Here is a 20,651-nt window from a genome sequence, read left to right on the forward strand (position 1 = left end):
GCGGCCGGGGCGGCCCGCTCAGCGCTCGCGGCCGCCGCGCCGCAGCACGTCCGTCACCGGTTCGAGCAGGTACTGCAGCGGCGTGCGCCGCTCGCCCTGCAGGTACACGTCGGCCGGCATCCCGGCCTGCAGCTTCAGGTCGCCCGCTTCCGCCAAGGAGGCGGCATCGGCCTGGACGTGCACCGCGTAGTACGCGAGGTTGGTCGCGCGGTCGACCAGCCGGTCCGGCGAGATGTAGACCACCTGGCCCTTCACCAGGCGCGTGGTGCGGTTGCGGAACGCCGTGAAGCGGACCTCGGCGGCCTGCGCCAGCGCGACGCGCTCGATGTCCTCGGGCCGGATGCGGGCCTCGGTGAGCAAGGGGGTGTCCGCCGGCACGATCGCGGCGATGGTCTCGCGCGGCGGGATCACCGCACCCGGCGTGGCGTACTTCAGGTCGATGACCGCGCCACTCGCGGGCGCGCGGATGACCTGGCGCGCCGAGGCATCCATCGACTTGCGCAGCTCCTGCTCCAGCTCGGACAGCCGCGCGGCCGCCACCCGGCGCTGCTCGCTCGCCTGCTGGCGGTACTCGCCCTCCAGCGCGCTGATGCGCAGCTGGGCGTCGGCCAGCCGCTGGTGCGCGCGCGCCAGCTCCGAGCGGCGCTCCTCGATCTTCACCCCGTAGTCGGCGACGGTGCCTTCCAGCTGCGCCACGCGGGTGGGCGAGATGAAGCCGTCGCCCAGCAGCTTGCGGTTGGTCTCCAGGTCCACCTGCTGGAACTGCAGCGACTGCCGCGCCTTGCCCACCTGCGCCTGCAGGGCCTCGATCTCCTCGCCCACGCGCGCCCGCTGGTCCTGCAGCAGCCGCACCTGGCGCTGCAGCGCCTCGCGCCGGGTGGCGAACAGCTGGCGCTCCCTGGCCAGCTGCTCCGACAGGCGCGTGTCCTCGCGCGCGGCCGCCAGCACGTCGGCCGGAAAGCCCACGGCGTCGGCGGCCAGCTGCTCGGCATCGAGCCGGGCCAGGCCGGCCCGCTCCGCCATCACGCGGTAGGCCAGCCGGTTGCGGTCGGCGTCGACGGACACGTCGCCCAGCACCAGCAGCGGGTCGCCCTGGCGCACCTGCTGGCCGTCGCGCACCAGCACCTCCAGCACGGTGCCGCCTTCCGCATGCTGCACCGGCCGGCGGTCCAGGTCGACCTTCACCAGCCCGGGCGCGATCACGGCCGACGCCAGCGGCGCGAAGGCCAACCACGCCAGCACCGGCACCAGGCCGAGGGCCACGACCAGGGCCGCCCAGCGGCACAGGCGCCGCAGGTCCTGCAGGTGGACCTGCGACCCGGACGCGGCGTCCGGCAGCGCGAGCGAGCCGCTCATGACGCGCTCCGGGCCACCGCCTGCACGGCGGGCCGGGTTGCCGGCGCCGGCCGCGGCAGCACCGTGACCTGCGCGCCACCCGGGGCCTGCATCTTCTGCAGCACCTCCTCGCGCGGGCCGAAGTGCTGCACGCGGCCGCCTCCCAGCACCAGCAACTTGTCGACATGCCGCACCAGCGACACGCGGTGCGTGACGACCACGACCGTCACCTGGCCCTGCAGGGCGCGCAGGCAGGCCTCCAGCGCCAGCTCGCCGTCGCCGTCCAGGTTGGCGTTGGGTTCGTCCAGCACCAGGAGCTTCGGAGAACCGTAGAGCGCGCGCGCCAGCGCGATCCGCTGCCGCTGCCCGGGCGAGAGCACCATGCCGCCGGGTTCCAGCAGCGTGTCGTAGCCCTGGGGCAGCGACAGCACCAGGTCGTGCACGCCGGCGCGGCGCGCGGCATCGACGACGCGCTGCGCGTCGGGCGGGCCCAGCCGCGCGATGTTCTCCGCCACGGTGCCCGCGAACAGCTCGACGTCCTGCGGCACGTAGCCGAGCCAGGGCCCCAGCGCCTCGCGCGGCCACTGCGCCAGGTCGGCCTGGTCCAGGCGCACGACGCCGGCGCTGGGCCGCCACAGGCCGGTGAGCAGGCGCAGCAGCGTCGACTTGCCGGCGCCGCTGGGGCCGATGACGGCGAGCGACTCGCCCGGCGCGAGCCGCAGCGAGACGCCCGAGAGCAGCAGCCGGTCGCCGCCGGGCGCGCGCAGCACCAGGTCGTGCGCCTCGAGGCGGCCCACCGGCGGCGGCAGCGCCATCGGCGACGGCTCCGCCTCCGTCGCGGCCAGCAGGGCCGCGACGCGGCGCAACGCCAGGCGTCCCTCGGCCAGCACGCGCCAGCTGCCCACCACCTGGTCGATCGGCGAGAGCGCACGGCCCAGCAGCAGCGTGGTGGCGACCAGCACGCCCGGCGTGCCCTCCCCGGTGATGACGAGCGAAGCGCCGATCGCGGGCACCAGCACCTGCACCGACTGGCGCAGCGCGCGTGCCATCACGGCCAGCGACACCGACCGCCGCGACAAGCCGCGCTGCAGTGCCGCGCATCCCGCATTCAACGCACGCCAGCGCGCCAGCATCGCGGGCGCCATGCCCAGCGTCTGCGCCACCTCGGCGTTCTGCATGCAGGCTTCCAGCGATCGCGTCGCGCCTGCCGCCTGCGCCTGCACGGCCTCGATGCCGCGCCGCGTCAGCAGGTCGTTGGCCACCGCCAGCGCCAGCAGCGCCAGGGCCGAAGCCGCCGCGGCCGCCCCGAGCCAGGGGTGCGCCAGCCAGATCACGCCGATGTAGATCGGCGCCCAGGGCAGGTCCAGCAGCGCCAGCAGGCCCTGGGAGGAGAACAGGTTGCGCAGCACCGCGACGTCGCGCAGCCCCTCGCCGGAGGATCCGCCGCCCCCGCCGGCGGTGCGGGCGAGCATGGTGCGCGCGACCCGCGGCGACAGTTCGTCGGCAACCAGGCTGCCGGCCACGCCCTGGATGCGCCCGCGCAGCGCATCGAGCGCCGCCATGAAGGCGATCGCCACGGCCACCCCGAGCAGCAGCAGGAGCAGCGTCTCCTGGCTGCGGCTGGCCAGCACGCGGTCGAACAGCTGCAGCATGAACAGGGCCGGCGCCAGCAGCAGCACGTTCACGAGCATCGACAGCGCTGCGACGCACAGCAGGGGGCGGCGCAGCTGGATGAGCAAGGACTGCATGGCTGCTGGCTCAGAGGCCGACCTTGAAGTCCGCGGCGGCGACAGTGCCGCTCACGCCGGCCGGATCCAGCGTGGCGAACAGCGTGCGCTGGGCGGTGCCGCCGCCGTCGGCGTCGTAGAACAGGTTGCCCGTGGTCGTGTCGTAGACGATGTGGGCGGTGCCAACCGACGCGGTGCCCGCGTTGGCGCCGGCGAAGAAGTCGGAGGCCAGCAGCGTCGTTCCGGCCGCGGACCCGCCCGTGGCCAGGGCGCCGAAGACCGCCTTGGACAGTAGCACCGTGTCGCCCGCCACATGGAAGTCGGCGATGCGGTCCACGTTGTTCGCCGCCGAGAGGCTCGTGTTGAAGACGAACACGTCGTTGCCGGCTCCGCCCACCAGCACGTCATTGCCGTCGCCGCCCTGGAGAGTGTCGTCGCCCGCGCCGCCCACAAGCAGGTCGCCGGCGTTCTGCCCCACCAGCGTGTCGTTGCCGCCGTTGCCGAACAGCAGGTCGCGCCCGCTCGCGCCGCCGCCGCCGTCGATCGTCTGCGCCACCGAGGTGCCGGCGATGACATCGTTGCTGTTGCCGTTGCCGGCGGTGAAGCCGCTGCCCGCGAACAGGTTGTAGGTGCCGGCGAGGGAATAGCCGGCGAAGGTCTGCCCGGTCGCGAAGGTGAGCTGCTCCACCGCGTTCGCCGAGGCGCCGAAGTGGTTGAGGATCGTGACGGTCTGGTTGTTGACCTGCAACTGCAGATCGTTGCCCAGGCGCTCGACGTTGAGCACCGAGAGCGCGGTGTTGTCGCCCAGGAAGGTGATTTCGTCGCTGCCGCCCGGGTCGCTGATGGCCGCCGTGCCCGTGCCGCTCGCCTGGAAGCTGTAGGTGTCCGCCTTGGTGGTGCCGACGATGGTGTCGTCCAGGCCCTGGATGGTCACCGTCACCAGCTGGCTGGCGCTGCCGTCCTGCGAGATCGCGGTGAAACTGTCCGGCAGCGACTGGCCGGTGTTCAGCGCCTGGATGGCCGCGAGCGAATTGTTCACCGAGTAGGTCCACGCGCCCGTGCTGCCGAGGGTGAAGACGCCGTAGGTGCCGGCGATCGACGCCTGGGCCTGGAACGCGGCCTGCCCGGTGTCGGCGTCGGTGATGGTCAGCTGGCCCGCGGTGGTCAGCTGGCCCGCCGTCACCGAGGTGTCTTCCTGCACCGTCCCGGAGGTCGCGCCGCCGATGGCGGCCGCGTCGTTGGCGCCCTGGATCGTGAAGCTGACCTGCCTGGTGGTGCCGTCGAGGGCGGACACGGTGAACTGGTCGACGTGGCTGTCGGCGGCGCCCAGGAACTGCACCGCGCTGTTGGCGACGCTGTACGTGTAGCTGCCGTCCGCGGCCAGCGCCAGGCTGCCCAGGTTCCCCGCCACCGTGCCGACCGTGGTCTGGAACGAGGCCTGGTTCTGGTCGGCATCGGTGATCGAGATCGTGCCCACGGCCCGCAGCTGGCCGGCAGTGACGGCCACGTCCTCGGTCACCGACGTGACGGTCGGGCCACCGATCACGGCGGCGTCGTTCGCACCATGGATGGTGAAGCTCAGGTCCTTGGTCGTGCCGTCGAAGGACGTCACGGTGAACGTGTCGACCTTGGAGTCAGTGGCCCCCAGGGACTGCACGTCGGCATTGGCGACGCTGAAGACGAAGCTGCCGTCGCTGCCGAGGGTCAGGCTGCCGAGGTTGCCTGCCGCCGACACCACGGTCGTCTGGAACGTTGCCTGGTTCTGGTCGGCATCGGTGATCGACAGGGTGCCGGCGGCGCTCAGCTGGCCTGCGCCGCTGACCGCGAGGTCTTCAGTGACGGCTGCGGAGGCCGGATCGCCGATGACGGCGGCGTCGTTGGTGCCATGGACGGTGAAGCTCACGTCCTTCGTCGTCCCGTCGAAAGACGTCACGGTGAACGTGTCGACCTTGGTGTCGGTGGCTCCCAGATATTGCACGGCACTATTGGCCACGCTGTACGAATAGCTGCCGTCGGCCGCCAGCGTCAGGCTGCCGAGATTCCCAGCTGCGGAAGCAACCGTGGTCTGAAACGTCGATTGATTCTGGTCGGCGTCGGTGATCGACAGGGTGCCCGCCGCGCTCAGCTGGCCGCCGCCGCTGACCGCCAGATCCTCGCTCACGGCCGCAGCAGCCGGATCGCCGATCACCGCCGCGTCGTTCGTGCCATGAACCGTGAAGCTCACGTCCTTCGTCGTGCCGTCGAAGGACGTCACCGTGAACGTGTCGACCTTGGAGTCCGAGCCACCCAGATATTGCACGGCGCTGTTGGCCACGCTGTACGCGTAACTGCCATCGGCTGCCAGCGTGAGGCTGCCCACGTTGCCTGCCGCGGAAGCGACCATTGTCTGGAAAGTGGATTGGTTCTGGTCAGCGTCGGTGATCGACAGGGTGCCCGCGGCGCTCAGCTGCCCACTGCCGCCGACCGCGACGTCCTCTGTCACGGCGGCGGAAGCAGGATCGCCGATCACGGCGGCGTCGTTGGTGCCGTGGACCGTGAAGCTCACGTCTTTCGTCGTCCCGTCGAAAGACGTCACGGTGAACGTGTCGACCTTGGAGTCCGACCCACCCAGATACTGCACGGCACTGTTGGCCACGCTGTATGCGTAACTGCCATCGGCTGCCAAGGTGAGGCTTCCAAGATTCCCCGCTGCCGACGCGACCGTCGTCTGAAACGTCGACTGATTCTGATCGGCGTCGGTGATCGACAAGGTCCCCGCCGCGCTCAGCTGGCCGCCGCCGCTGACCGCCAGATCCTCGCTCACGGCCGCCGCAGCCGGGTCGCCGATCACCGCCGCGTCGTTCGTGCCATGAACCGTGAAGCTCACGTTTTTCGTCGTCCCGTCGAACGACGTCACCGTAAACGTGTCGACCTTGGAGTCGCTGGCTCCCAGATATTGCACGCCGCTGTTGGCCACGCTGTACGAATAGCTACCGTCGGCCGCCAGCGTGAGGCTGCCGAGATTCCCCGCCGCGGAAGCGACCGTTGTCTGAAACGTCGACTGATTCTGGTCGGCGTCGGTGATCGACAGGGTGCCGGCGGCGCTCAGCTGGCCGCCGCCGCTGACCGCGAGGTCTTCGGTGACGTCTGCGGAGGCCGGATCGCCGATGACGGCGGCGTCGTTGGTGCCGTGGACCGTGAAGCTCACGTCCTTCGTCGTGCCGTCGAAAGACGTCACCGTGAACGTGTCGACCTTGGAGTCCGAGCCACCCAGATATTGCACGGCGCTGTTGGCCACGTTGTACGCGTAACTGCCATCGGCTGCCAGCGTGAGGCTGCCCACGTTGCCTGCCGCGGAAGCGACCGTTGTCTGGAAAGTGGATTGGTTCTGGTCGGCGTCGGTGATCGACAGGGTCCCCGCCGCGCTCAGCTGCCCACTGCCGCCGACCGCGACGTCCTCTGTCACGGCGGCGGAAGCAGGATCGCCGATCACCGCCGCGTCGTTCACCCCGTGGATGGTGAAGCTCACCACCTTGGTCGTGCCATCGAAAGACGTCACCGTGAACGTGTCGACCTTGGAGTCCGAACCACCCAGATATTGCACGGCGCTGTTGGCCACGCTGTACGCGTAACTGCCATCGGCTGCCAGCGTGAGGCTGCCCACGTTGCCTGCCGCGGAAGCGACCATTGTCTGGAAAGTGGATTGGTTCTGGTCAGCGTCGGTGATCGACAGGGTCCCCGCGGCGCCCAGTTGGCCCGCGCCGCTGACCGCCACGTCCTCTGTCACGGCGGCGGAAGCAGGATCACCGATCACCGCCGCGTCGTTCACCCCGTGGATGGTGAAGCTCACGTCCTTGGTCGTGCCATCGAAAGACGTCACGGTGAACGTGTCGACCTTGGAGTCGCTGGCTCCCAGGTACTGCACGGCGCTGTTGGCCACGCTGTACGAATAGCTACCGTCGGCCGCCAGGGTGAGGCTGCCGAGATTCCCTGCCGCGGAAGCAACCGTGGTCTGGAACGTCGATTGATTCTGGTCGGCGTCGGTGATCGACAAGGTCCCCGCCGCGCTCAGTTGGCCACCGCCGCCGACCGCGACGTCCTCGGTGACGGCGGCGGAGGCCGGATCACCGATCACGGCGGCGTCGTTGGTGCCGTGGACCGTGAAGCTCACGTCTTTCGTCGTCCCGTCGAAAGACGTCACGGTGAACGTGTCGACCTTGGAGTCCGACCCGCCCAGATACTGCACGGCACTGTTGGCCACGCTGTACGAATAGCTACCGTCGGCCGCCAGGGTGAGGCTGCCGAGATTCCCTGCCGCGGAAGCAACCGTGGTCTGGAACGTCGATTGATTCTGGTCGGCGTCGGTGATCGACAAGGTCCCCGCCGCGCTCAGTTGGCCACCGCCGCCGACCGCGACGTCCTCGGTGACGGCGGCGGAGGCCGGATCACCGATCACGGCGGCGTCGTTGGCGCCGTGGACCGTGAAGCTCACGTCCTTCGTCGTGCCGTCGAAGGACGTCACCGTGAACGTGTCGACCTTGGAGTCCGACCCACCCAGATACTGCACGGCACTGTTGGCCACGCTATACGAATAACTACCGTCGGCCGCCAGGGTGAGGCTGCCGAGATTCCCAGCCGCGGAAGCAACCGTGGTCTGGAACGTCGACTGGTTCTGGTCGGCATCGGTGATCGACAGGGTGCCCGCCGCGCCCAGCTGGCCCCCGCCGCTGACCGCCAGATCCTCGGTCACGGCCGCCGCAGCCGGATCGCCGATCACTGCCGCGTCGTTCACCCCATGGACGGTGAAGCTCACCTCCTTGGTCGTGCCGTCGACCGACGTCACGGTGAACTTGTCCGTGCGGTCCTCTCCGGCGCCCAGGAACTGCACCGCGCTGTTGGCCACGCTGTACGAGTAGCTGCCGTCGCTGGCCAGCGTGAGGCCGCCCAGGTTGCCCGCCGCCGGCGTGACCGCCGTCTGGAACGCCGCTTCGCCGTCATCCACGTCGGTGACCGCCAGCGTGCCGCTGGCAGCGAGCATCCCGCCGGAGATGCCGGTGTCTTCCGTCACCTCGTGATTGCCCGGACCGCCGATCACCGCTGCATCGTTGGTGCCCGTGACGGTGAAGGTCACGGCGGCCTGCGTGGTGACGAGCCCGTCCGACACGCCGTACTGCACGGTGACGGGCAGCACCTGGTTGGCCGCGAGGTGCTGGTAGGCCGCATTGGACGGATCGATCGAGAAGCTGTGCGTCGCCGCGTCGTAGGTCACGCCCGGCGGCAGCGTGGTGGGCACGTTGACGACCTGCAGCACCGCCCCGGCGTCCACGTCCGAGGCGTGCGCGAGCGCATCCAGCGTGAGGGCGGTCCCGTCCTCCACCGCGTTGCCCAGGACGGCGCTGCTGACAACCGGCGCGTCGTTGAGGCCCCCGAACTGCACAGTCGCCGTCGCCCAGCTCAGGGTGCCGTTGCCCAGGCGGATCGCATAGGTGAAGGTGTCCGTCAGCGTCTGGCCGGCGTTCAGGGCCTGCAGTTGCGCGACGAAGCTGGCGCTCAGGGTGGAGGTGTCGTAGCCCACGCGGCCGTCGGCCGTGATCCAGATGTGGGCGCCGGCAAGGCTGGTGTCGGTGCTCACGGCCTCGGCCCGCGCGGTGTCCTGCACCAGCAGGTCGGACGAGCTGCCCGTGCTGGTGCCGTCGTCCAGCGAATAGAGCGACTTGGCGGCGCCACCCAGGTCGTTGGCCATCACGTCCAGCCAGACGATCGTGCTCGAATCCTCGGTCAGTCCGGTGCTGGTGGCGAGGAAGAAGTCGCCGTTCGCCTGGGGCGCGTTGGTGAACGAGATCGGGTTGATGGGCATGGGGAGCCTTCCGGAGTGGGCGCCCTTGCATTAGGGCGTTCCCCTCCCCGGCAGGTCATCTGACGAAGCTCCCGATCTGCCCGACCGGTTTGTCATGGCCGGGCCGGGACAAACGTCCCGGCTGAGCTTGGCGGACCCGTGGCGCCGGCGCGCGCACGCCGGCGCCGGGCCTCAGATGTGCAGCGCGTGTCCCAGCGCCCGCAGCGCCGACTCCTGGACGGCTTCGCCCAGCGTCGGGTGCGCATGGATGATGCCGGCCACGTCCTCGAGGCGCCCGCCCATCTCGATGGCGTAGCAGAAGGCGGCGCTCAGTTCCGAGACGCCGTGGCCCACGGCCTGCCAGCCGAGGATCTGGTGGCTGTCGCGGCGCGCGACCACGCGCACGAACCCTTCGCTGCCTTCCACGCTCAGCGCGCGGCCGTTGGCGGAGAACGGGAACGACGAGACGAGCACGTCCAGGCCCGCGGCTTCGGCCTGCGCCGGCGTCATGCCGGCGACGACCAGCTCGGGATCGGTGAAGCACACGGCGGGGATGGCCAGCGGCGCGAAGCGGCGCTTGCGACCGGCGACCAGCTCGGCAACCATTTCGCCCTGCGCCATCGCGCGGTGCGCGAGCATCGGCTCGCCCGTGAGGTCGCCGATGGCCCACACGTTGCGCATCGACGTGCGGCACTGCTCGTCCACCCTGACGGCGCGGCCGGCCATGTCCAGCTGCAGCGACTCGAGGCCGAAGCCCGCGGTGCGCGGCACGCGGCCGACGGCCACCAGCACCTTGTCGGCGGGCAGCACGAATTCGTCCGCGTTGCTGCTGCGAACGCGCAGCCCGTCGCCGCCGGCGGTCAGGCCCTCGGCCGTGCAGTTCAGGTGCAGCACGATGCCCAGCTTGCGCAGCGATGCCAGCACGGGCCGGGTCAGTTCCTCGTCGTAGCTGGGAAGCACCTGGCCGGCGGCTTCGACCACCGCCACGTCGGCGCCGAGCTTGCGCCAGGCGATGCCCAGTTCCAGCCCGATGTAGCCGGCGCCCACAACCACCAGGTGCCGGGGCCGCTCGGCGAGCGCGAGCGCCTCGGTGGAGGAGATCACCGGCCCGCCGATCGGCAGGTGCGGCAGTTGCACGGCCTGCGAGCCCGTGGCCAGCAGCAGGTGCTCGCACTGGATGCGCACCGGCTCGCCTTCCTGCGCGTCGACCTCGACGGTCTTGCCGTCGACGATGCGCGCCCAGCCCTGGACCACCTGCACGCCGTTCTTGCGCAGCAGCGCGCCGACGCCGCCGGTGAGCTTGCCCACCACGCCGTCCTTCCACTTCTGCGCCTGGGCGAGGTCCACGCTCGGCTTCTCGACCCGGATGCCGAGCGGGTTGGCGCCCGTGAACCGGCAGGCCTGCGCGTACTCGTCGGCCAGGTGGATCAGCGCCTTGGAGGGGATGCAGCCGATGTTCAGGCAGGTGCCGCCCAGCCGGTCGCCTTCGACCAGCATCGTCGGCACACCCAGTTGCGCGGCGCGGATGGCGGCCACGTAGCCGCCCGGCCCGCCGCCGATCACCAGCAGCGTCGTCGTCTTCGTCTTCATCCGGGGGCTACTCCACGAACAGCAGGGCGGGCGTCTCGAGCAGCGCGCGGATCGCCTGGACGAAGCGCGCCGCGTCCATGCCGTCGACCACGCGGTGGTCGAACGAGGACGACAGGTTCATCAGCGAGCGCCTGACCACCGCGTCGCCCTGGAACATCGGGCGCTCGACGATGCGGTTGACGCCGATGATGGCCACCTCGGGATGGTTGATCACCGGCGTGGTGACGATGCCGCCCAGGGGGCCCAGGCTGGTGATGGTGATGGTGGAGCCGGTCAGCTCGTCGCGGCCGGCCTTGCCGGTGCGCGACGCCTCGGCCAGGCGCGACACCTCGCGCGCGAAGGTCCACAGGTCCATCGCCTCCGCGTGCCGCAGCACGGGCACCATCAGGCCGCCCTCGGTCTGCGTGGCGATACCCAGGTGCACCGGCTGGAAGCGCGTGACCACGCCCGCATCGTCGTCGAAGCGGGCGTTCATCATCGGGAACTCCTCCAGCGCCAGCACGACCGCGCGGGCGATGAAGGGCAGCACGGTGAGCTTGCCGCGCGCGGCGCCGTGCCTGGCATTGAGCTTGGCGCGCAGCGCTTCCAGCTCGGTGACGTCGATCTCCTCGACGTAGCTGAAGTGCGGGATGCGGCGCTTGGCCTCCTGCATCTTCTGCGCGATCTTGCGACGCAGGCCGATGACGGGAATCGCTTCCTCGCCCTGGCGCTCGCGCAGGCGCGCAGTGCCGGCCGGCAGCGGCTGGCCACGCGAGGCGAGGTACACGTCCAGGTCGGCGTGCTCGATGCGCCCGGCCGGCCCGCTGCCGTGCACGAACTGCAGCTCGATGCCCAGCTCCCAGGCGCGGCGGCGCACGGCGGGCGAGGCGATCGGTCGCTCGCCCGGCGCGCGGCGCGGTGCCGGCGTGGCGGCGGGGGGCTTCACCCCCTCCCCCGCTGGGGGAGGGTTGGGGTGGGGGCGTCCTGCGCCCGATGCATCACCGCTGCTGGATGCAGGCCCCTGCGCCCCCTCCCCAGCCCTCCCTCGGGGGGGGAGGGAGTGGGAGTCGTGCGCGCGCCCGCTCGCCGGCTGGGAGTCGGAACCGGCCGTGACGTCGTCCTTCAGGTCCGGCGGCAATGCGGCTGCAGTTGCACTTGCTGTTGCGGCCTTCGCCGCTGCCGGCGCACCGGCCTTGACGTTCCCCTCGCCGGCCACCTCGATGCGCACCAGCTCCGAGCCCACGGCCATCAGCTGGCCGGGCTGGCCGCCGAGCTCCAGCACCTTGCCCGCGACCGGCGACGGGATCTCCACCGTCGCCTTGTCGGTCATCACGTCGGCGACGACCTGGTCTTCCTTGACCTCGTCGCCCGCCTTGATGCGCCACTCGACCAGTTCGACCTCGGCGATGCCTTCGCCGATGTCGGGCATCTTGATTGCGTAGATTCCCATCGCCTCAGCCTCCCATCACACGCTTGAACGCCGCGCCCACGCGGTCCGGTCCGGGGAAATAAGCCCACTCCTGCGCATGCGGGTAAGGCGTGTCCCACCCCGCGACGCGCTCGATCGGCGCTTCGAGGTGGTAGAAGCAGTGCTCCTGCACCAGCGCCGACAGCTCGGCGCCGAAGCCGCTGGTCTTGGTGGCCTCGTGCACGATCACGCAGCGGCCGGTCTTCTTCACCGATGCGACCACGGTGTCCAGGTCCATCGGCCAGATCGAGCGCAGGTCGATGATCTCGGCGTCGATGCCGGTCTCCTGCGCCGCGGCCTCGGACACCCACACCATGGTGCCGTAGGTCAGCACCGTCACCTGCGAGCCGGCGCGGAACACCGAAGCGGAATCCAGCGGCACGCGGTAGTAGCCCTCGGGCACGTTGCCCATCGCGTGCTTGGACCAAGGCACGACCGGCCGGTCGTGGTGGCCGTCGAACGGGCCGTTGTACAGGCGCTTGGGCTCCAGGAAGATCACCGGGTCGTCGCACTCGATCGCCGAGATCAGCAGGCCCTTGGCGTCGTACGGGTTGCTGGGCATCACGGTGCGGATGCCGCACACGTGGGTGAACAGCGCCTCCGGGCTCTGGCTGTGGGTCTGGCCGCCGTAGATGCCGCCGCCGCAGGGCATGCGCACGGTGATCGGGCAGGTGAAGTCGCCCGCCGAGCGGTAGCGCAGGCGCGCCGCCTCCGACACGATCTGGTCGGACGCGGGATAGAAGTAGTCGGCGAACTGGATCTCGGCGACCGGGCGCAGCCCGTACGCGCCCATGCCCACCGCCACGCCGACGATGCCGCCTTCGCTGATCGGCGCATCGAAGCAGCGGCTCTTGCCGTACTTGGCCTGCAGCCCCTCGGTGACGCGGAACACGCCGCCGAAGTAGCCCACGTCCTGGCCGAACACGACGACGTTGTCGTCGCGCTCCATCATCACGTCCATGGCCGAGCGCAGGGCCTGGATCATGGTCATCGGCTTGGCCTCGCCGGCGGGGCTTTCCACCTGGGCGTCCTTGGTCTTGGTCAGCATCATCAGACTCCCAGCTCCTGGCGTTGCCGGCGCAGGTGCGCGGGCATCTCGGCGTACACGTCCTCGAACATCGTCGCGGCGCTGGGGATGTGGCCGTCCAGCAGCGTGCCGTGGCTCTCGGCTTCCTTCTGCGCGGCGGCCACCTCGGCCTCCAGCTCCAGGCGCACCTGCTCATGCTCCTGCTCGCTCCAGGCGCCCAGGCCGATCAGGTGCGCCTTCAGGCGCTCGATCGGATCGCCGAGCGGGAAGCGCTCCCAGTCGTCGGCCGGCCGGTACTTGGACGGGTCGTCCGAGGTGGAGTGCGCGCCGGCCCGGTACGTCACCCATTCGATCAGCGTCGGGCCCAGGTTCAGGCGGGCGCGCTCGGCCGCCCACTGCGAGGCCGCGTACACGGCCAGGAAGTCGTTGCCGTCCACGCGCAGCGAGGCGATGCCGCAGCCCACGCCGCGGGCGGCGAAGGTGGTCGACTCGCCCCCGGCGATGGCCTGGAAGGTCGAGATCGCCCACTGGTTGTTCACCACGTTGAGGATCACCGGCGCGCGGTAGACGTGCGCGAAGGTGAGCGCGGTGTGGAAGTCGCTCTCGGCCGTGGCGCCGTCGCCGATCCAGGCCGAGGCGATGCGGGTGTCGCCCTTGATCGCCGAGGCCATGGCCCAGCCCACCGCCTGGATGAACTGGGTGGCCAGGTTGCCCGAGATCGAGAAGAAGCCGGCGCGCTTGAACGAGTACATGACCGGCAGCTGGCGGCCCTTGAGGTGGTCGCGCTCGTTGCTCATGAGCTGGCACATGAGGTCGACCATGGAGACGTCGTCCCGCGACAGCAGCAGCCCCTGCTGCCGGTAGGTCGGGAAGCACATGTCGCCCTGTTCGATGGCCGCGGCGTGGGCGCAGGCGATCGCCTCCTCGCCCAGGCTCTGCATGTAGAAGGAGATCTTGCGCTGGCGCTGCACGATGGTCATGCGGGCGTCGAAGATGCGTGTCTTCATCATCGACCGCAGGCCCTTGCGCAGCCGGGCGGTCGAGATCTCGGGGGCCCACGGACCCACGGCCTGGCCGTCGCGGTCGAGCACGCGGACCAGCCCGTAGGCCAGGTCGGCGGTGTCGAAGTGGGGGGTGTCCACCGGCGGCCGTCTCACGGCGCCGGCCTGCGAGACGTGCAGGTAGGAAAAGTCGGTGGCACAGCCGGGCCGCCCAGAAGGCTCCGGCACGTGCAGCCGCAAGGGCTGGTGCTGCGTCATGCAATCGCTCCGCGCACGGGTGGTGCGCCGTCAGGTGATGCGGGCGGAACGCGACAGCGGATGGCCGGCACGTTCCACGTGCTGCGCCGGGGTGTGGCGCAGGCTGACGAGTTTAGGGCGAAACGGGGCGCCCGAGGCTCAGGGCGAACCCAGAGGCCGGCGCAGCTTTCAGTGGTGGTGCCCGCCGGCGCCGTGCACGTGCCGGTGCGCGATCTCTTCCGCGCTGGCGGCGCGGACGCCGACCACCTTGAGCATGAACTTGAGCGCCTTGCCCGCGAGCGGGTGGTTGCCGTCCAGGTGAACGGTGTCGCCCTTGATCTTCATGACGTGGTAGACGTGCGGCGTGCCGTCGTCGGTGGTGCCTTCGAGCTGGCCGCCGACCTTCACGCCGGGCGGGAATTCGCTCTTGGGGATGGTGCGCACGAGGCCCTCGTCGCGCACGCCGAACGCGTCCTCGGGCTGCAGCTGCAGCGTGACCTGGTAGCCCGGCTCCTGGCCCGCCAGGGCTTCCTCGATCCTGGGCAGCGTGTTGTCGTAGCCGCCATGCAGGTAGGCCAGCGGTTCCCTGGTCTGCTCCAGCAGGCGGCCCTGCAGGTCGGCGACCTTGTAGGTCAGGGTGACGACGGTGTCTTTCTCGATGCGCATGCGGCGATTGTCCCATCGGCGGGCCGCCTGCCGCGGCGGGCTGTCCCCGAACGCGACGGCGCGACCGCCGCGCGCGGTGCCATGCAAATCGTGCTCGCGTCCTACACGGTGCGCGGCCGCGCTGCGGGACAGTCAGCCGCATGGCCAAGGAAGACCGTGCATTCGCCGACCACCTCAACGGCATGGTGCAGGCCAGCGACCCGCGGCACGCGGAGCGCCTGAGCCTCGCGCGCCAGCTCCCCAAGCGCACCGTGGCGCTGGTCCTGGCGGGCGGGCGCGGCTCCCGCCTGCAAGAGCTGACCGACAAGCGCGCCAAGCCGGCCGTCTACTTCGGCGGCAAGTTCCGCATCGTCGACTTCGCGCTGTCCAACTGCATCAACTCGGGCATCCGGCGCATCGGCGTGCTGACCCAGTACAAGTCGCACTCGCTGCTGCGCCACCTGCAGCGCGGCTGGAACTTCCTGCGCGGCGAGGCCAACGAGTTCATCGACCTGCTGCCCGCGCAGCAGCGCGTCAACGAGGCCGACTGGTACCGCGGCACGGCCGACGCCATCTACCAGAACATCGACATCCTGCGGTCGTATGCGCCCGAGTACATCCTGGTGCTGGCCGGCGACCACATCTACAAGCAGGACTACTCGCTGATGCTGCTGGACCACGTGGAGAACAACAGCCGCTGCACCGTCGGCTGCATCGAGGTGCCGCGGATGGAAGCCACCGCCCTCGGCGTGATGGCGATCGACGAGCGCCGCCGCATCACCGCGTTCCTGGAAAAGCCGGCCGACCCGCCCGGCATGCCGGGCAAGCCCGACCGGGCGCTGGGCAGCATGGGCATCTACGTCTTCGATGCCGAGTACCTGTACCGCCTGCTCGAGGAGGACTTCGCCGACCCGCAGTCGGCCCGCGACTTCGGCAAGGACATCATCCCGCGCATCGTGCGCGAGGGCCAGGCGCTGGCGCATCCGCTGGGCATGTCCAGCGTGCCCGCCGCCACGCGCCAGAACCCGTACTGGCGCGACGTGGGCACCGTCGACGCCTTCTGGGCCGCCAACCTCGACCTCGCGTCGAACATGCCCGAGCTGGACATCTATGACCGCGACTGGCCGATCTGGACCTACCAGGAGCAGTTGCCGCCCGCCAAGTTCGTGCCCGACGAGCGCGGCCACCACGGCGAGATCGCCAACGTGATGGTCTCGGGCGGCTGCATCGTTTCGGGCTCGGACCTCGATTGCTCGGTGCTGTTCTCCAACGTGCGGGTGTACTCGTGCTGCAAGATCCGCGACGCGGTGATCCTGCCGGGCTGCACCATCGGGCGGGGCTGCCGCCTGACCAAGGTCGTGATCGATCGCGGCTGCCAGATCCCCGAGGGCACCGTCATCGGCGAGGACGCCGAGGCGGACAAGAAGCGCTTCTACCGCACCCCCAGCGGCGTGGTGCTGGTCACGCGCGACATGCTCGACCAGCTGTAGCCACCGGCGCACGCCGGGGCCTTGCCCTGGCGGCGGCGCGTGCCGCATCCCTTACGCTTGCGCGATGGAACCACGCAAGCTCCGGGCCGGACAGGCCATCACGCCGCAGGAATTCGACGAGCTGTCGGACGAGCAGCTCGCGCGCCTGGTGCCCAAGCGCTACCGCGACGACTTCCCGGGCAAGGACGGCTGCGCCGACGGCTACTTCTACCTGCACGACGGCACCGCCTGGAGCTTCTACAAGGGCGGCTTCCTGGACGAGTGACGCGCCGCGCGGGCAGTCCGAGGGCCGGCATGAGCCGGCCCCGATCCAGCCGCAGCGGACGGCCTGGATGCCGGCGTCAGTTCGGGCGGGTGCCCATGCCGCCACCCCGCGTGAGGGTGTCCAGCGCGCCGCTGCCGACGGTGGGCATGTCGGAGCGCTTGGGATCCCTGCGCGGGATGTTGCTGCCGGTCGGGATGTAGGCCTCCTCGCGGCTGGCCGACCGCTCGGCCTGGGCGGGATCGGCGGCGCAGCCGGCCAGCAGCAGGCAGCCCAGGCCGAGGGCCAGGATGATGGAACGTTGCATGAAGACTCCCCTTTCCTCGATGGCGCCGCTGCATCGGCGGCTTCGAAAACGCGCGAGCCGCCCGAAGGCGGCCCGCGCAGCTTAACAGCCTGGCATCAAAGCCTCCGCCGCGTGGCGGCGCGGCTCAGATCTTCACGCTGGTCATGTAGTTGTCGAAGCGGAACTCGGAAAAGCGCGTCCACAGCAGCTGGTCGCGCTGGAAGGCGCGCATGTCCTGGTGGATCTTCTTGAACTCGGGCGACTTGGCCTCGTGCTCGGCGAACACTTCCATCGAGGCCTTGAAGCCGGCGTCCATGACGTCCTTGGAGAACGGCTTGAGCTGCGTCTTGGCGGCCACCAGGCGCTTGAGCGCGGTCGGGTTCAGCGCGTCGTACTTGGCCGTCATGTCGCGCGCGGCCACCTGGGTCGCGGCGTCGACGATGGCCTTGTTCTCCGCCGACAGGGCGTCGTAGGCCTTGGTGTTGACGAAGAACTCCAGTTCGGCGCCGCCTTCCCACCAGCCGGGGTAGTAGTAGAACGGGGCCACCTTGTTGAAGCCCAGCTTCTCGTCGTCGTAGGGACCGACGAACTCGGTGGCGTCCAGCGTGCCCTTCTCGAGCGCCTGGTAGACCTCGCCGGCCGGCATGTTCTGCGCCACCACGCCCAGCTTGGCCATCGCCTCGCCGAACAGGCCGCCGCCCATGCGCATCTTCAGGCCCTTGAGGTCGGCCACCGACTTGATCTCCTTGCGGTACCAGCCGCCCATCTGGGTGCCGGTGTTGCCCGCGCTGAAGCTGCGCATGTTGTACTTGGCATAGAAGGCGTCCATCAGCTTGCGGCCGTTGCCGTGCTCCATCCAGGAGTCCATCTGGCGCGCCGTCAGGCCGAAGGGAACCGCGCAGCCGAACGCGAAGATCGAGTCCTTGCCGGTGAAGTAGTAGGGCGCGGTCTGCGCCATCTCCAGGGTGCCGTTCTGCAGCGCGTCGACGACGCCGAATGCCGGCATCAGCTCACCGGCCGCATGCACGGACACCTCGAACTTGCCGCCCGACAGCGCCTTGACGGTGGCGGCGAACTTCTCGGCGCTGCCGAAGATGGTGTCCAGCGACTTGGGGAAGCTCGAGGCGAGGCGCCAGCGCACGGCGGCCTGGGCGTGCACTGCCGGCGCGGCGCCGGCGGCCAGCACGCCCGCGATGCCGGCATGCTTGATGAGGGAACGACGATCCATGGATGCAGACTCCTTGTAGTTCGCGGGAAAAGGCGCGGCGATGATGGGCTGAGCAGGGGCCAAAGCCTGTCAGAAGGCTGGCGACGGTTACAGCCCGGGTATTCGCCGCCGCTCGCAATGCATGAAAAAAGCCGCACTTCCGTGCGGCTTTGGCATGAGCCTGGCGTGCGGCCCGGCCTCAGAGCTTCTGGCTCTGCATGAAGCGGTCGAACGTCGCCTCGGTGAAGCGGAACCACAGGTTCTGGTCGGCGCGGAACTTGGCGTAGTCCGCGTACACCTTCTTCCAGTTCTCGTTCTTGGCGCTCAGCTCGTCGTACAGCGACATCGAGGCCTTGAAGGCCTGCGCCATCAGGTCGGCCGGGAACGGGCGCAGCTTGGCGCCAGCGCCCACCAGCTGCTTGAGCGCCTGCGGGTTCTTGACGTCGTACTTGGCCTGCATCTCCACGTGCGCGAACGCGCTGGCGGCCTCGACGATCGCCTTCTGCTCGGCGTTCAGCGCGTCGTAGGCCTTCTGGTTGATGTACAGGTCCAGCTGCAGGCCGCCTTCCCACCAGCCGGGGTAGTAGTAGAACGGCGCGACCTTGTTGAAGCCCAGCTTCTGGTCGTCGTACGGGCCGATCCATTCGGCCGCGTCGATGGTGCCCTTCTCCAGCGCCTGGTAGATCTCGCCGCCGGGGATGTTCTGCGGCACGCCGCCCAGGCGCTCGAGCACCTTGCCGGCGAAGCCGCCGATGCGGAACTTCAGGCCCTTGAGGTCGGCGACGCTCTTGATCTCCTTGCGGAACCAGCCGCCCATCTGGGCGCCCGTGTTGCCGCAGGGGAAGCTGATCATGTTGTACTTCGCATAGAACTCGCGCATCAGCTTCAGGCCGTTGCCGTCGAACGTCCACGCGCTCATCTGGCGGCTGTTCAGGCCGAAGGGGATCGCGCCGCCGATGGCGAAGGTCTCGTCCTTGCCGAAGAAGTAGTAGGGCGCGGTGTGCGCCGCTTCCACGGTGCCGTTCTGCACGCCGTCGACCACGCCGAAGGCGGGCATCAGCTCGCCGGCCGCGTGGACCGACACCTCGAACTTGCCGCCCGACAGCGCCTTGACCTTCTGCGCGAACACCTCGGCGCCGCCAAAGATCGTGTCGAGCGACTTGGGGAAGCTCGAGGCCAGGCGCCAGCGGACGGCGGCCTGCGCGTGGGCCGCGGGCGCGACGCCTGCGGCCAGGACGCCGGCGAGGCCGGCGTGCTTGATGATGGAACGGCGATCCATGGGGGTCATCTCCTTGTGTGCTTGTGGGCGGCCACCTCGCGTGGCGCGGCGCCATGATCACGTGCACGCGGGGGGCACCCTTGCAGTCCCCTGACGCCCCGGGCGACCAGTCAGCAATCCGCAAGCCGGCCGCGCAGGCAAGAAAAAAGGCCGCACGAGTGCGGCCTTTGGTTTGCCTTGCACGCCCCCCGCGGGCGGGACGTGCCGGGCGCGGGCTCAGAGCTTCTGGGCCTGCATGAAGCGGTCGAACGTCGCTTCCGTGAAGCGGAACCACAGGTTCTGCTCGGCACGGAACTTGGAGTAGTCGGCGTAGATCTTCTTCCAGCTCTCGTTCTTGGCGTTGAGCTCGCTGTACAGGTCCATCGCGGCCTTGAACGAGGCGTTCATCATGTCGGCCGGGAACGGGCGCAGCTTGGTGCCGCTGCCCACCAGCTGCTTGAGCGCCGCGGGGTTGAACGCGTCGTAGCGCGCCTGCATGGTCACGTGCGCATGCGAGGCGGCGGACTGCACGATCGCCTTGTTCTCGGGCGACAGCCCGTCGAAGGCCTTCTGGTTGATGAAGAAATCGAGCTGCGGGCCGCCTTCCCACCAGCCGGGGTAGTAGTAGAACGGCGCGATCTTGGAAAAGCCCAGCTTCTGGTCGTCGTACGGGCCGATCCACTCGGCCGCGTCGATGGTGCCCTTCTCCAGCGCCTGGTAGATCTCGCCGCCCGGGATGTTCTGCGGCACGCCGCCGATGCGCTCGATCACCTTGCCGCCGAAGCCGCCGATGCGGAACTTCAGGCCCTTCATGTCGGCCAGCGTCTTGACTTCCTTGCGGAACCAGCCGCCCATCTGCGCGCCGGTGTTGCCGCCGGGGAAGTTGACGATGCTGTACTTGGCGTAGAACTCGCGCATCAGCTTCAGGCCGTTGCCCTCGTACATCCACGCCGACATCTGGCGGCTGTTCAGGCCGAAGGGGATCGCGCAGCCGAGCGCGAAGCACTCGTCCTTGCCGAAGAAGTAGTACGGCGCCGTGTGCGCCACTTCCACCGTGCCCTGCTGCACGCCGTCGACCACGCCGAACGCGGGCATCAGCTCGCCGGCCGCATGCACCGAGATCTCGAACTTGCCGCCGGACATGGACTTGACCGAATTGGCGAACGTCTCGGCCGCGCCGAAGATCGTGTCCAGCGACTTGGGGAAACTGGACGCCAGGCGCCAGCGGATGGCGGCCTGCGCATGCACAGCCGGGGCGGCACCCGCGGCCAGCACGCCGGCGATGCCTGCGTTCTTGATCAATGCACGACGATCCATGGGGAAC

Annotated in this window: 14 protein-coding genes; 2 read left to right on the forward strand and 12 right to left on the reverse strand. The window is 69.8% G+C overall.

The features are described from left to right. Positions 1-18 precede the first annotated feature (18 nt). The 8 genes from AC3ANR_RS15515 to AC3ANR_RS15550 form a co-directional block, all read right to left on the reverse strand. Positions 19-1,356, reverse strand: coding sequence for an HlyD family type I secretion periplasmic adaptor subunit (locus AC3ANR_RS15515; RefSeq protein ID WP_488289005.1), 1,338 nt, complete (start codon positions 1,354-1,356; stop codon positions 19-21). Next, entirely contained in the window at positions 1,353-3,083 is a 1,731-nt protein-coding gene (locus AC3ANR_RS15520; protein ID WP_488289006.1) for a type I secretion system permease/ATPase, read from the reverse strand. Before AC3ANR_RS15520 ends, AC3ANR_RS15515 begins: the two co-directional genes overlap by 4 nt. Positions 3,084-3,093: 10 nt before the next feature. Further along, positions 3,094-8,784 (reverse strand): VCBS domain-containing protein, encoded by a 5,691-nt coding sequence (locus tag AC3ANR_RS15525; protein WP_488289007.1) that lies wholly within the window; start codon positions 8,782-8,784, stop codon positions 3,094-3,096. Positions 8,785-9,069: 285 nt separating this feature from the next. After that, positions 9,070-10,467, reverse strand: a complete 1,398-nt coding sequence (lpdA, locus tag AC3ANR_RS15530; protein WP_488289008.1) for a dihydrolipoyl dehydrogenase — start codon at positions 10,465-10,467, stop codon at positions 9,070-9,072. A 7-nt stretch (positions 10,468-10,474) separates the two neighbouring features. Continuing rightward, the gene (locus AC3ANR_RS15535) at positions 10,475-11,896 is read right to left on the reverse strand and encodes a dihydrolipoamide acetyltransferase family protein (protein WP_488289009.1); all 1,422 of its coding nucleotides are present in this window, start codon (positions 11,894-11,896) and stop codon (positions 10,475-10,477) included. A 4-nt stretch (positions 11,897-11,900) separates the two neighbouring features. Further along, entirely contained in the window at positions 11,901-12,962 is a 1,062-nt protein-coding gene (locus tag AC3ANR_RS15540; RefSeq protein ID WP_488291826.1) for an alpha-ketoacid dehydrogenase subunit beta, read from the reverse strand. A gap of 2 nt (positions 12,963-12,964) precedes the next feature. After that, the gene (locus AC3ANR_RS15545) at positions 12,965-14,200 is read right to left on the reverse strand and encodes a thiamine pyrophosphate-dependent enzyme (protein WP_488289010.1); all 1,236 of its coding nucleotides are present in this window, start codon (positions 14,198-14,200) and stop codon (positions 12,965-12,967) included. Positions 14,201-14,368: 168 nt separating this feature from the next. Further along, entirely contained in the window at positions 14,369-14,845 is a 477-nt protein-coding gene (locus AC3ANR_RS15550; protein WP_488289011.1) for an FKBP-type peptidyl-prolyl cis-trans isomerase, read from the reverse strand. A 182-nt stretch (positions 14,846-15,027) separates the two neighbouring features. Here AC3ANR_RS15550 and glgC point away from each other — a divergent pair, with 182 nt between their 5' ends. Next, positions 15,028-16,314: a glucose-1-phosphate adenylyltransferase gene (gene glgC / locus AC3ANR_RS15555; RefSeq protein WP_488291827.1), complete on the forward strand. Its 1,287-nt coding sequence runs from the start codon at positions 15,028-15,030 to the stop codon at positions 16,312-16,314. Between the two features lie 64 nt (positions 16,315-16,378). Continuing rightward, complete coding sequence (locus AC3ANR_RS15560) at positions 16,379-16,579, forward strand: hypothetical protein (RefSeq protein WP_488289012.1); 201 nt, start codon at positions 16,379-16,381, stop codon at positions 16,577-16,579. Positions 16,580-16,655: 76 nt separating this feature from the next. Here AC3ANR_RS15560 and AC3ANR_RS15565 read toward each other — a convergent pair whose 3' ends face one another. From AC3ANR_RS15565 to AC3ANR_RS15580, 4 genes are all read right to left on the reverse strand, one after another. After that, positions 16,656-16,883 carry a hypothetical protein gene (locus AC3ANR_RS15565; RefSeq protein ID WP_488289013.1) on the reverse strand — a complete coding sequence of 76 codons (228 nt, stop codon included), beginning with the start codon at positions 16,881-16,883 and terminating at the stop codon, positions 16,656-16,658. Between the two features lie 124 nt (positions 16,884-17,007). Beyond that, complete coding sequence (locus AC3ANR_RS15570; RefSeq protein ID WP_488289014.1) at positions 17,008-18,090, reverse strand: TRAP transporter substrate-binding protein; 1,083 nt, start codon at positions 18,088-18,090, stop codon at positions 17,008-17,010. Between the two features lie 178 nt (positions 18,091-18,268). Beyond that, positions 18,269-19,348, reverse strand: a complete 1,080-nt coding sequence (locus AC3ANR_RS15575) for a TRAP transporter substrate-binding protein (protein WP_488289015.1) — start codon at positions 19,346-19,348, stop codon at positions 18,269-18,271. Between the two features lie 216 nt (positions 19,349-19,564). Then, on the reverse strand, positions 19,565-20,644 hold the full coding sequence (locus AC3ANR_RS15580; protein ID WP_488289016.1) for a TRAP transporter substrate-binding protein: 1,080 nt from the start codon (positions 20,642-20,644) through the stop codon (positions 19,565-19,567). Between the last annotated feature and the right edge of the window lie 7 nt (positions 20,645-20,651).

The organism is Ramlibacter sp. JJN2-2R (assembly GCF_057747835.1).

What these genes read in the sequence shown, in the direction of transcription:
- AC3ANR_RS15520 (WP_488289006.1), bottom strand. Translation starts at nt 3,083, where the DNA reads ATGCAGTCCTTGCTCATCCAGCTGCGCCGCCCCCTGCTGTGCGTCGCA.
- AC3ANR_RS15540 (WP_488291826.1), bottom strand. Translation starts at nt 12,962, where the DNA reads ATGCTGACCAAGACCAAGGACGCCCAGGTGGAAAGCCCCGCCGGCGAG.
- AC3ANR_RS15575 (WP_488289015.1), bottom strand. Translation starts at nt 19,348, where the DNA reads ATGGATCGCCGTTCCATCATCAAGCACGCCGGCCTCGCCGGCGTCCTG.
- AC3ANR_RS15565 (WP_488289013.1), bottom strand. Translation starts at nt 16,883, where the DNA reads ATGCAACGTTCCATCATCCTGGCCCTCGGCCTGGGCTGCCTGCTGCTG.
- AC3ANR_RS15570 (WP_488289014.1), bottom strand. Translation starts at nt 18,090, where the DNA reads ATGGATCGTCGTTCCCTCATCAAGCATGCCGGCATCGCGGGCGTGCTG.
- glgC (WP_488291827.1), top strand. Translation starts at nt 15,028, where the DNA reads ATGGTGCAGGCCAGCGACCCGCGGCACGCGGAGCGCCTGAGCCTCGCG.
- AC3ANR_RS15580 (WP_488289016.1), bottom strand. Translation starts at nt 20,644, where the DNA reads ATGGATCGTCGTGCATTGATCAAGAACGCAGGCATCGCCGGCGTGCTG.
- AC3ANR_RS15550 (WP_488289011.1), bottom strand. Translation starts at nt 14,845, where the DNA reads ATGCGCATCGAGAAAGACACCGTCGTCACCCTGACCTACAAGGTCGCC.
- lpdA (WP_488289008.1), bottom strand. Translation starts at nt 10,467, where the DNA reads ATGAAGACGAAGACGACGACGCTGCTGGTGATCGGCGGCGGGCCGGGC.
- AC3ANR_RS15560 (WP_488289012.1), top strand. Translation starts at nt 16,379, where the DNA reads ATGGAACCACGCAAGCTCCGGGCCGGACAGGCCATCACGCCGCAGGAA.
- AC3ANR_RS15525 (WP_488289007.1), bottom strand. Translation starts at nt 8,784, where the DNA reads ATGGCCAACGACCTGGGTGGCGCCGCCAAGTCGCTCTATTCGCTGGAC.
- AC3ANR_RS15535 (WP_488289009.1), bottom strand. Translation starts at nt 11,896, where the DNA reads ATGGGAATCTACGCAATCAAGATGCCCGACATCGGCGAAGGCATCGCC.
- AC3ANR_RS15515 (WP_488289005.1), bottom strand. Translation starts at nt 1,356, where the DNA reads ATGAGCGGCTCGCTCGCGCTGCCGGACGCCGCGTCCGGGTCGCAGGTC.
- AC3ANR_RS15545 (WP_488289010.1), bottom strand. Translation starts at nt 14,200, where the DNA reads ATGACGCAGCACCAGCCCTTGCGGCTGCACGTGCCGGAGCCTTCTGGG.